This window comes from Lacinutrix sp. Hel_I_90, from assembly GCF_000934685.1.
Lineage (GTDB): Bacteria > Bacteroidota > Bacteroidia > Flavobacteriales > Flavobacteriaceae > Lacinutrix.
The window spans coordinates 2070432-2082288 of the sequence record NZ_JYNQ01000001.1 but is presented as its reverse complement, the minus strand read 5'-3'; the positions used below and the strand labels follow the sequence as shown (position 1 = coordinate 2082288).

Below are 11857 nucleotides of genomic sequence, written 5' to 3'. Positions count from 1 at the left end.
ATAGTTTTCGGTAAAATTAGTGGAGGGTATTGTGGTTGTTGTATGAGATATACTATACGTTATCAATAAAATAGTATGCGTTTGGTTTGTTTGAGTATGCGTTATAGTAAGAAGTCATCACAGGTATTTAAAGACTAGTAGGTCTGTTACACATTATTCTTTAAAAATGCCAATAACCAATTCACCCTTATCATTCATAGCAGCGCGATACATACCAGCAGTATTGAAATTCATTTCCATATTTCCATATTTATCCACCGCAATTATGCCGCCATCTCCTCCCAGTGCAGGGACTTTTTTCTGAATGACTTCGTTCGCGGCTTCTTTTAATGATACTCCTTTGTATTCTATTAAAGCAGAAATATCATGGGCGACTGTTGCACGAATAAAAAATTCTCCCCAGCCAGTACCAGATATAGCACAAGTCGCGTTATTGGCGTAGTTTCCAGCTCCAATAATTGGCACATCGCCAATACGACCATATCTTTTATTGGTCATCCCGCCAGTAGAAGTTCCAGCAGCAAGGTTGCCATTTTTATCCAGAGCGACACAACCAACAGTACCAAATTTACTGTCTTTAATAGTTGCATCGTAAAATGCCGAGGCATTATCACTTTCTTTTTGTGCGTCTTTTTCCTTTACTCTTTTTAAGGATTGCATTCTATTTTCAACATAGAAATACTCTGGAGACACCAATTCTAAACCCTGTTCTTTTGCATAGGTTTCTGCGCCATCGCCAGCCATCATGACATGTGGTGAATTTTCCATTATTTTTCGCGCTAAATTAATAGGGTTTTTTACCGTTTTAGTTCCTGCGGAAGCCCCTGCATTTAAATTACTGCCGTCCATTATTGAAGCATCAAGCTCATTGGTTTCAGCATTAGTAAATACAGCGCCTTTTCCAGCGTTGAATAATGGGGAGTCTTCTAAAACGTTGATGGTTTTCTCAACAGCATCGAGGCTGGTTCCGCCTTCTTCAAGAATTGTATAACCAACACGAATGGCTTCTTCTAATTTCGCTCTGTATTCTGCTTCCTTTTCATCAGACAGGTTTTCTTTAAGAATAGTACCCGCACCACCATGAATAACAATGGCAAATTCGTTTACTTGAGCTTCTTTAGGGTTTTCACTTGAAGTGTTTTCAGAACGCTCATTGGGCTTTCGAGTAAGCTCTCCACAGTTGAGTAGCACGAAAAAGACAAAGAGCATGGATACCGTTTTTTTCATTTTGTTTTGGTTTTGTAAACATTAAAGTTACTATTTTTAAGAGAGCTATAACTTTTAAAACGCACATTTATTAGTATATTTGCACCAAAATTAAATAATTCGTAAAAATTGATTATATATGATAACAGTTTCAGCTGATTTCGGAATAAAAGAAGCCTTACAACAGTTAGGTATTAAAGATGTAAATGATGGAACCTCTACAGGCTCTAAAAGCTTTGGAAGTGGGGAATTGATTTCTTCTTATTCGCCAACAGACGGTTCTTTAATTGCAAAAGTGACAACAACAACAAAAGCAGATTATGAAAAAATGATGGATGCTGCAACTACTGCATATCCTACATTTAGAGCCATGCCTGCGCCTCAAAGAGGGGAGATTGTTCGCCAGTTTGGAAATAAATTAAGAGAGTTAAAAGAGCCATTAGGAAAATTGGTGTCTTATGAAATGGGTAAATCTTTACAAGAAGGTTACGGTGAAGTTCAGGAAATGATTGACATCTGTGATTTCGCGGTAGGATTATCACGCCAGTTAAACGGTCAAACCATGCCTTCTGAGCGTCCAGGGCACGTCATGAGAGAACAATGGCACTCTATTGGTGTTGTAGGTATTATTTCAGCCTTTAATTTTCCAGTGGCAGTTTGGGCTTGGAACACAGCTCTAGCATGGGTTTGTGGTGATGTTTGTGTTTGGAAAGCTTCAGAAAAAGTACCACTTTGCTCAATAGCTTGTCAAAATATTATTGCAGGAGTATTAAAAGAAAATAATTTGCCAGAAGGTATTTCTTGTATTATTAATGGAGATTATAAAGTAGGTGAAATGATGACTACTGACAAAAGAATTCCATTAATATCTGCTACAGGTTCTACAAGAATGGGACGTATTGTGGGAACAACTGTTGCAGAACGTTTTGGAAAATCCTTATTAGAATTAGGTGGAAACAACGCCATCATTATTACGCCAACGGCCGACTTAAAAGTAGTAGTACCTGGTGCTGTGTTTGGAGCTGTTGGAACCTGTGGACAACGTTGTACTTCAACAAGACGATTAATAATTCATGAATCTGTTTACGATAAAGTAAGAGATGCTATTGTTGGAGCCTATGGACAATTAACCATTGGGAACCCTTTAGATCAAAAAAATCATATTGGACCATTAATCGATAAAGAGTCTGTAAACACCTATTTAGCGGCTATTGAAAAAGCAAAAGCTGAGGGCGGAAACGTATTAGTTGAAGGAGGTGTTTTGGAAGGTGAAGGTTACGAATCTGGATGCTATGTAAAACCAGCAATTATTGAAGCAGAAAATAGTTTTGAAATTGTACAACACGAAACTTTTGCACCTATCTTATACTTAATGAAGTACTCAGGAGAGGTTGAAAATGCTATTGAAGCTCAAAACGGTGTTGCACAAGGGTTGTCGTCTGCAATTATGACTAACGAAATGAAAGAAGCTGAAAAATTCTTATCATTCTCAGGATCAGATTGTGGTATCGCAAACGTAAACATTGGAACTTCTGGTGCCGAAATTGGAGGTGCTTTTGGAGGTGAAAAAGAAACTGGCGGAGGACGTGAGTCTGGATCTGATGCATGGAAAGTGTATATGAGAAGGCAAACAAATACTGTTAATTATTCAGATGAATTACCTTTAGCACAAGGGATTAAATTTGATTTATAAGAAGTGTTAATTCAAATTGGAAAGCCACATCGAAAGATGTGGCTTTTTTTATTTAACAGCTTACCAAGCAACCTTTAAGTCTTTTTGCATCTATACTTAAACAGTAATAAGCTGACTAAAATTAGTTACGAATAACACCATTTTATTTTTTTATAGCATTACTATTTTTTAGTTGCAACCTTGAGTTTGATGCGAATGTGAGCGTTGAAAATTTAGGTAAAGTGGTCGATGAAAATAACACAGCGATACCAAATATCTCAATTAATCTCTCCTACATGTATCGCAATGATAAAACAAAAATTCGCACCTCTTCTAATTTACAATCAAGATTTGATCGTGCCCAGTTTTCTAATTTCGGGATTGGGATTAATTTTCAATTTGGAAAGGCGCCCGTAATTTCGGGTTTAAAAAAATAAAAGATAAAAAAACGCTTTTAAGAAACCAGGTTTCTATAATCCTTTGTGTGTTAGTCGTTTATTTTGTTTATTTCATCGAATTTTAAGAAATTAAACTCTAAATGTTTACAAAATATATTAATATTTTGATAACTTAATATTCAATAAGCTATTAATCAATATTACCATGAGTAAAAAAACCAGTTATTTATTGGGTATTTCACTAACAATTGTGCTTGGAACTATTTTCTCTTATTTTTTAGGTGGTAAGGGGTATTTTGATGCTCAAGAAAAAAAGGGTGAAGCGCGAGCGATAGTCGTGCAAGAATCAAAAGTTGATAAAGTCTCAAAAAAAGTGTTTTCAGCTATTGATTCTAAAAATGGAATGTCATTTAATGCAAATGACAATTTTAATTTTGAAAACTCAGGCTTTCTAATCGTTAACCCTTTATCAGAAGAACTACATGAAGTGGTTTCTAAATTAACAAGATATATTATTGATAATCCTAAAAAACAATTAGAAATTATAGGGAATTACGAAAGTAATGAGCAAAACAATTCTGCATTTCCTAATTTAGGATTAGCACGAGCTTATTCTGTAAAATCATATCTTGTTTCTCAAGGCATTCCTTCACATGCACTCAATATTTTTGGAAAGTTAGATGATGATATAATCTTAAGTACAAATGGCATTTATTATGGCCCTTTAGATTATAATATAAAGACAGTTATAGAAGGCGATACACATATTAAGGACGTTGTAAATGGTTTAGGAAAAGAGATTAAAGCCAATCCTTTAGTGATTCATTTTGATATTGGAAATGCTAACATAGAACTCTCTAATGCGCAGAGGTCAACATTTGCTAAAATTGCCAGTTATATAGATAAAGCTGATGAAAAAACATTAATACAAATTGTTGGACATACTGATGATATTGGAAATCGTTCAGAGAATATTAAGCTTGGACTAAGTAGGGCAAATATTGTAAAGCAATATTTAGTAAAAAATATGATTTTAGAAAGTAAAATAGAAACATCTTCAAATGGACCAGACCAACCTATTGCAGATAATAAAACAAAAGACGGACAGTCTATAAACAGAAGAGTAATAGTAACAATTAATTAACAAAAATTAAAATTATGGATATGTATTTATTAATTCCAATTCTAGTCGGACTTATTTGTGGTTTATTGGGGTATTTTTTAGGAAAATTTTTAGGAGAAAACAACCCTTCCAATACTAGTGTCGTAGACGTTTATAAAAATAGAATTTCAAAATTAGAAGCAGATCTTACTGCTCATAAGTCTAGTAATGGAAGTTTTGTAGTCTCAGGAAATGGAATTTCCTCAGGTGCTGGAAATTCTGGTGTTCGATCGGTCATGATGGCTAAAGATAGAGATTTGGTACACGATTTTAATTAAATTTAAAGTACTTACTGATGCATGCCGCTAAAGCTAAAAGTTGCTAAATGTAAAACATAACAAAAGAGCCAAATCTTGGTAGCTTTTATAGTCTGGAAATGCTTAGATATTTTAAATAGCGGAGTCGCTTCAATAGCAATATTTATAAAACTAATTTAGATAGACCAAGCCCATGTTGCTGTTCATGTAGGATGGCAAAAAATAAAAGTATAGAAAGGACCTCAAGTAGAGGCCAATAAACGGCATACTTTTAAAACCAAAAACCAGTACTCCTAAAATTTCAGGAGTACTGGTTTTTTTAAACTATTAACTTAATGGCAAAGGTCTATTGGTAGCGCTTAGATTTAAATAAATGATTAATCGTAGCGTAAATAGATAAAGCAGATGTAATTTTAGTTTACGAAAAGTATAATTGGTAAACTTCAGTCTAACTATATTTTACTTTACGTAAAATCCTTACAGATTCTTTAAACTTAATATAAACAGCATCGCTATAGGCTTTTAAGTAAGGCTTTGCTTCCATTAATTTATCTATAGCTTCATGAAATAAATTTAAATAACAGATTAAATACGTTGCAGATAAGTTTTCAAGATCACTCGTTTCGGAAAGGTTTAGAGTGCCCCCTTTTTTTAATTTTTCTAAAATGGCATTGTTAGTATTGTAGATATGGTGCAATACTTTTTTGTCAAATTCTGGTGGTTGAAACACTAGAGTAGAATCAATAGTATAATTAGCGTTGTCGTTAAATTGAATGATTGTTTCTTCTAAAGGATAGTATTTAAAATTGTCCTGAAGCCCCAAAGACACGTATTCTATTATTTTAAAGGTGTCCTCATCAAACGAAATAGAAACGTCATCTAAAGCTGAATAAAATAAACGAACCTGCTCATTAATGAGCTCAATGTCTACTCGTGAGAAGAACACGGTGTCTTTCACTTCTTTACGCTGCCCAGCCCAACAAACTACAAAATATTCTTTGAAGACTTTGTATTGTGGGTGGTAGTCTTTTCGTTTATTCATAAAATCGAAAACACCGTCCAACGTGTATTCGATATTATTGTGCGAGTGACTTTCAATAGCTTCAACTATTTCGGAATTAACATCTTTAATATCGCTTTTAAACACTTTAGGCATGCTCATGCTACCGTCTCTAAAAAAAACAGAGCCACCATAATATTTCCAGATGTTTTTTCGTAATGACGTTAAACCGTCATTACCGCGAATAGTAACTAAACCAACAACTTTATGGTCTGGTAAATGTGGAAATGGAATGTTCTCATACTGTACAACTGGTGGATTTGTGAGGTAAGCATTAATAAGGTTTTGAATTTTAGAATCATCAAAAAAATCAACACCAACAATAGCGTTATCCTCGTCTTCTACGCCAATAACAATAAACGAATTGTTTTTAGGATTGCTGTTTGAGAGTGCGCATACGTGTTTTAAAAACTTCGCTTTCCCCTCTTTTAGGCTAATATCAATTTTTCGCTTTTTGTCATAGAAACTGTTCTCGTCGTTATGGGCAAGTAGGTTTTTAATTAAAAGGCGTTTGTTAATCATATTCATTTCCTGTACGGGCAGGAATCTTATTAGTTATTTCTAAACTTCTATTGGGGTAAGCAATTGACTTATCGCTATGTTATGCCACATTTGATGTGGAATCCATATCAAAGTAACGCAATTTCTTTCTTTAAATTCTCTCTAGCCTGTTTTTCATATTTGGTTTGAAATGCTTCTGTAAAATAGATGGTTTCTCTTTCTAAAAAATACTGTAATACTTTTTTTCGTCCAGGCTTATACATAAAATTAGGATAGCGTTTGTATTCCTTTCTAATGTTAGTTATGTATCTTTTATAGGTTTTCCAATCTGTGCCTAGAATTGATAAATCTAGATCTAAAAGATAGGCGTTATCCTTGTTTTCTTTTAAAATTATTTGGTGTTTTTTTGTTGAAACAATCAAATTCATAACGATTTCTACTCGTTTTGGATTGAAACCAAATGAGTTTAGGCGTTTTTCAGCTAAAACAGCACTTTTCTCTTCGTTGTCTTTTTTGTGTGATTTATAGATACTGTCGTGATACCAAACAGCTAATTTGAAAGCTTCTAAATCTTGAATTTCAGCTTTTAAATCTTCAGCTTGAAATAACATATTATAAATATGTAAAAGGTTATGGTAATATCTGGTTTTCGAAGTGTATCTAGTTTCAATTTCAGTCCAAAGTTCTTCAATTAAAGAATCATCACAGTATACTGAAATCAAATGGTACCATTCCGTTTTTAACCAATCAATCATAGGTCTTTCTTAACAATAGTAGAGCTAGCTTGTGCCGTACAGAACATTAAGACGTCTGCAATATTAACATGAGCTGGACGAGAAATAGCAAAATAAATAACATCTGCAATATCTTCTGGTTGCAAGGCTTTATAGCCTTTATAAACATTGTCTGCTAAGCTTTCACCTTTAAAACGCACTTGAGAAAATTCGGTCTCTACTAATCCAGGATTAATAGCACACACCTTTATTCCAAACGGATTAAGATCGATACGCATGCCTTCTGTAATAGCAACAACAGCATGTTTACTAGCACAATACACATTGCCTTTTGGATAAACTTCTTTTCCAGCCGATGAGCCAATGTTAATAATATGTCCAGATTGGCGTGCTGTCATTTGCGGAATCACCGCTTTACTAACATAGAGTAATCCTTTTACATTAATATCTATCATAGCATCCCAATCGGCAATACTGCCTTCATGAATGGGATCTAAACCATGGGCATTGCCAGCATTATTGATTAAAATATCTATGTTTTTAAAGGCTTCTGGTAAAGCGGCGATGGCTTCAAAAACGGCTGCTTTGTCGCTGACATCAAAGTTTAAAGTGTGCACTTCGGTATGCTTACTTAACGCTAGCTCGATCGTATCCAAGCGCTCTTGGCGCCTGCCACAAATAATTAATCGAATGCCCTGTTTTGCAAATTCATGAGCGGTTGCTTTTCCTATTCCACTGGTTGCCCCAGTAATTAATGCTGTTTTTTTCATACTATTTCCCGCGTGAGCAGGACTCTTTTTAAAGTTATGTTTATTTTTCTCTTATTTTGGGCTGCGTAACATTGGTTTTCATAACATGAAATTCCTGACTACCTAGGAATTGGTTAAGGCACTTTATGCCCTTGACAAGACACTAATATTAAAAACCAGTCTTCTAAATCTAAATCAATAGCCACTGTCTTTGCGGCATTTGTCATCCTGTCTAAATTGGTTGTTCCAATAACTGGGTGAATAGCTGCGGGATGTTTTAACAACCAGGCTAATAATAACTGATCTTCGGTTGCATTATACTTATGTGTTAATTCATCTAATTGCTTACGAATGCGTCTAATTTGCTCCGTATCTTCTTTAAAAACAGTGCCTAGTGGCGACCAAGCCATGGCTTGTATGTTATTCGTGGTTAAATAATCAAGCGTACCATCATGTATCGCGGTATGTTGCGTTAAAGAAAATTCAATTTGATTCGCAGACACTTCCGTTTCTTTTCGAATCAAGTCCATCTGCGAGGGTGTAAAATTCGAAACACCAAAAGCCCTCACTTTACCTTGCTTTTTGAGCTGTGAAAAAGCTTCGGCAATAACTTCAGCTTCCATTAACGGACTAGGTCTGTGTAATAGCAGTAAGTCTAAATACTCTGTTTTCAAGTGTTTTAGGGATGCTTCCGCCGAAGCAATTATATAGGCCTTACTGTAATCGTAATGCTTCACTTTATTATAATGGCGTGTTTTGCCTAAATATTGAATGCCGCATTTGGATATAAATTGAAGGCTACTTCTGTTGGCTCCGCTTTCAGCGAAAGCACTACCAAATTCAGCTTCTGTAGTATAATCACCATAAATATCGGCGTGATCAAAAGCGGTAATACCATTTTCAATACAATGGTTGATACGTTTTATCATTTCAGTTTTAGAGAGTTTCTTTCCCCAAACGCCCCAAGTCATAGTACCGGCAATAATTTTAGAATAGTTCACTTAAAAACGGGTTAAAATAGTTTCCTTAAAAATAAGGAATAGCCTATAAATTCTCTTTAAAAAAAGACGCTTAATTGTTAAACTTATTATAATACGGGTTTACAAGAAGTCTGTAAGTTCACAGCTCACGTAAATTAGAGTACAAACTTTTAATAAACAAAAATTATTATTATGAATAAAATGAAATTTTTAAATTACGCAATTTTATCATTATCACTGGTATTTGCTTTCAGCTGTAACAAATCTGATGATACTAACCCTGTAGAGGGAACTTCTAAAATATCTGTTAGACTAATGGATATGCCAGGCGATTTTGATAACGTATTTGTAGATGTTCAAGATGTCATGATAAAATTGAATGATGATAGTGAAGACGATTCAGGTTGGGTAAGTGTGGAAGCAATAAACACTGGAGTCTACGATTTACTCGAATTGACAGGAGGTATTGATGTGTTGTTATTAGATGACTTTGAATTGCCATCGGGATATTTAAATCAAATCCGCTTGGTTTTGGGTACTGATAACACAGTGGTGATTGATGGAGAGACCTTTCCTCTAAATACGCCTAGTGCACAACAATCAGGATTAAAAATCAAAGTAAATCAAGATTTACAACCAAATATTAATTACACCTTTTTACTTGACTTTAATGTAGACGCGTCTATTGTTATGGCTTCAAATTCTGAAAATATTAATTTAAAACCAGTAATTAGAGCAAGCGTTGAAGCACAATCAGGTTATATTACAGGAATGGTAACACCGCTGGATTTACAAGTTTTAATCGAGGCAACTAATGGCGTTGAAACGATTTCGGCTTATGCTGATGAAACGGGACAATTTGTTTTAGCAGGACTTGGTTCGGGAACTTATACCGTTACTGCCACTCCAGATGCTGCTTCGGGATTTACAGCTCAAATATTTGAGAATGTAGAGGTCGTTGTTGGAGCATCAACAGACATTGGTACCATTACATTTGAATAAAAGGTCTTTTTTTTATATAAAGCCAGTATCAGTATGATACTGGCTTTTTTATTTTTAACCAATTATTAACAAGATATTAGTTAAAAAAGTGACAATTTGCAGATCTAAATTTCCGATATTATATTCGACGTTTAAAATTTATAAAAAGATGGAAGAAACCAATACAATTGATATTAAATCAATTAACGAGAAAATTGAAAAGGAAAGTGCTTTTGTCGATTTGTTGATCTATGAAATGAACAAGGTAATCGTTGGCCAGAAAGGCATGATTGAGCGGTTGCTTATTGGCTTGTTAGGTCAAGGACATATTTTACTTGAAGGAGTGCCCGGATTAGCAAAAACATTAGCGATTAATACCTTATCGAAGGCTATAGACGCAAGCTTTAGCAGAATTCAATTTACGCCAGACTTATTACCATCAGATGTTGTTGGGACTTTAATTTTTAATATGAAAGAGAATGATTTCTCAATTAAAAAAGGACCAATATTCGCCAATTTTGTATTGGCAGATGAGATAAACAGAGCGCCAGCAAAAGTACAATCTGCCTTACTAGAAGCAATGCAGGAAAAACAAGTCACTATTGGTGATGAAACGTTTATTTTAGATAAACCTTTTTTAGTAATGGCAACGCAGAATCCTGTGGAACAAGAAGGAACCTATCCTTTACCAGAAGCGCAAGTGGATCGTTTCATGCTAAAAACAGTGATAAATTACCCAAAGAAAGATGAGGAGCAACTCATTATGCGAGCGAATTTAAAAGGAAGCTGGGAGAAGGTAAATCCTGTAGTGTCTATCGCTCAAATATTAAGAGCTCAAGAAGCGGTTCGCGAAGTCTATATGGATGAGAAAATTGAAAAATACATTCTCGATATTGTTTTTGCAACACGTTTTCCAGAACAATATAAACTTGCCGATTTAAAACCCTTAATTTCGTTTGGAGCATCGCCTCGTGGAAGTATTAATTTAGCAACAGCTGCAAAATGCTATGCTTTTATTAAGCGTCGTGGTTATGTTATTCCAGAAGATGTTCGAGCAGTGGTTCACGATGTATTGCGTCACAGAATCGGGATTACTTACGAAGCTGAAGCTGAAAATGTCACTTCAGAAGATATCATTAACAAGATTGTAAATGTGGTTGAAGTACCTTAAATAGTTATCGGTATTCAGTCGCCGTTTGCAGTTGCTTACTCGTACTGGATACTTGCTCAAAACTAGAGGTTTAGTTGATAACTGAATACGGAGACTGAAAACTGTTTACTGAATACATGGATACTAAAGAATTACTTAAAAAAGTACGTAAAATTGAGATTAAGACACGCCGGTTGTCTGATCATATTTTTGGAGGTGAATACCATTCTACTTTCAAAGGTCGCGGTATGACTTTTTCTGAAGTGCGCCAGTACCAATATGGAGATGATGTTCGTAATATTGATTGGAATGTTACAGCCCGTACAAACGAACCTCATATTAAAGTATTTGAAGAAGAACGAGAATTAACAATGCTATTAATGGTTGATGTTTCTGGTTCTGAATTGTTTGGTACAGATCAGCAATTTAAAAATGAAATTATTACAGAAATTTCTGCGACTTTAGCGTTTTCTGCTACACAGAATAATGATAAAATAGGCCTGATTTTATTTTCAGACCAAGTTGAATTATTCATCCCGCCAAAAAAAGGAAGTTCTCACGTGCTTAGAATTATTCGTGAGTTACTAGAATTCGAACCAAAAAGCAAAGGCACAAATATCGTTGAGGCCTTAAAATTCATGCGTAATGTGATGAAGAAAAAAGCCATAGTATTTGTATTGAGCGATTTTATTGCAGACGATTATAAACAAACATTAAAAATTGCAGCGGGAAAACATGATGTTACTGGTATTCGTGTGTATGATAAAAAAGAAGAAGCAATCCCAAATCTAGGAATGGTGCAAATGCAGGATGAAGAATCTGGAGAGTTAATGTTGGTCAATACCTCCTCTAAAAAAGTACGACAAAACTACAGTAAATTTTACCATGAGAAAGTAGAATATTATAAGGATAGTTTTGCAAAAGCAGGAGCAGGAACTATAGATTGTAGAGTGGATGAAAGCTACGTAAGAAAACTACTGGGGTATTTTAAAAGAAGAGGATAATTA

12 protein-coding genes are annotated in these 11857 nt (G+C 34.7%); 7 read left to right on the top strand and 5 right to left on the bottom strand.

Annotated elements, in window-relative coordinates; genetic code table 11:
* Positions 1-153: 153 nt before the first annotated feature.
* The gene (locus GQ46_RS09240; RefSeq protein WP_044400909.1) at positions 154-1227 is read right to left on the bottom strand and encodes an isoaspartyl peptidase/L-asparaginase family protein; all 1074 of its coding nucleotides are present in this window, start codon (positions 1225-1227) and stop codon (positions 154-156) included.
* 118 nt (positions 1228-1345) lie between these two features.
* Here GQ46_RS09240 and GQ46_RS09235 point away from each other — a divergent pair, with 118 nt between their 5' ends.
* From GQ46_RS09235 to GQ46_RS09220, 4 genes are all read left to right on the top strand, one after another.
* A complete protein-coding gene (locus GQ46_RS09235; RefSeq protein ID WP_044400906.1) occupies positions 1346-2899 on the top strand; it encodes an aldehyde dehydrogenase family protein in 1554 nt (517 codons plus the stop codon).
* Positions 2900-3096: 197 nt separating this feature from the next.
* A complete protein-coding gene (locus GQ46_RS09230) occupies positions 3097-3315 on the top strand; it encodes a hypothetical protein (RefSeq protein ID WP_044400903.1) in 219 nt (72 codons plus the stop codon).
* Between the two features lie 166 nt (positions 3316-3481).
* Complete coding sequence (locus tag GQ46_RS09225; protein WP_044400900.1) at positions 3482-4420, top strand: OmpA family protein; 939 nt, start codon at positions 3482-3484, stop codon at positions 4418-4420.
* Positions 4421-4434: 14 nt separating this feature from the next.
* The gene (locus tag GQ46_RS09220; RefSeq protein WP_052503442.1) at positions 4435-4716 is read left to right on the top strand and encodes a hypothetical protein; all 282 of its coding nucleotides are present in this window, start codon (positions 4435-4437) and stop codon (positions 4714-4716) included.
* A 427-nt stretch (positions 4717-5143) separates the two neighbouring features.
* Here the strand turns inward: GQ46_RS09220 and GQ46_RS09215 are convergent, their stop codons facing one another.
* The 4 genes from GQ46_RS09215 to GQ46_RS09200 form a co-directional block, all read right to left on the bottom strand.
* Positions 5144-6277: an ATP-binding protein gene (locus GQ46_RS09215; RefSeq protein WP_044404822.1), complete on the bottom strand. Its 1134-nt coding sequence runs from the start codon at positions 6275-6277 to the stop codon at positions 5144-5146.
* A gap of 107 nt (positions 6278-6384) precedes the next feature.
* A complete protein-coding gene (locus GQ46_RS09210) occupies positions 6385-7011 on the bottom strand; it encodes a hypothetical protein (protein WP_044400897.1) in 627 nt (208 codons plus the stop codon).
* Positions 7008-7760, bottom strand: coding sequence for an SDR family NAD(P)-dependent oxidoreductase (locus GQ46_RS09205; RefSeq protein WP_044400894.1), 753 nt, complete (start codon positions 7758-7760; stop codon positions 7008-7010). Before GQ46_RS09205 ends, GQ46_RS09210 begins: the two co-directional genes overlap by 4 nt.
* A 113-nt stretch (positions 7761-7873) precedes the next feature.
* Positions 7874-8740: an aldo/keto reductase family oxidoreductase gene (locus GQ46_RS09200; RefSeq protein ID WP_082041735.1), complete on the bottom strand. Its 867-nt coding sequence runs from the start codon at positions 8738-8740 to the stop codon at positions 7874-7876.
* 171 nt (positions 8741-8911) lie between these two features.
* Here GQ46_RS09200 and GQ46_RS09195 point away from each other — a divergent pair, with 171 nt between their 5' ends.
* The 3 genes from GQ46_RS09195 to GQ46_RS09185 all read left to right on the top strand — a co-directional run bounded on the left by GQ46_RS09195 (position 8912) and on the right by GQ46_RS09185 (position 11854).
* Positions 8912-9721, top strand: coding sequence for a DUF4382 domain-containing protein (locus GQ46_RS09195; RefSeq protein WP_044400888.1), 810 nt, complete (start codon positions 8912-8914; stop codon positions 9719-9721).
* Between the two features lie 148 nt (positions 9722-9869).
* Positions 9870-10871 (top strand): MoxR family ATPase, encoded by a 1002-nt coding sequence (locus tag GQ46_RS09190; RefSeq protein ID WP_044400885.1) that lies wholly within the window; start codon positions 9870-9872, stop codon positions 10869-10871.
* Positions 10872-10987: 116 nt separating this feature from the next.
* On the top strand, positions 10988-11854 hold the full coding sequence (locus GQ46_RS09185; RefSeq protein ID WP_044400882.1) for a DUF58 domain-containing protein: 867 nt from the start codon (positions 10988-10990) through the stop codon (positions 11852-11854).
* Positions 11855-11857: the final 3 nt, after the last annotated feature.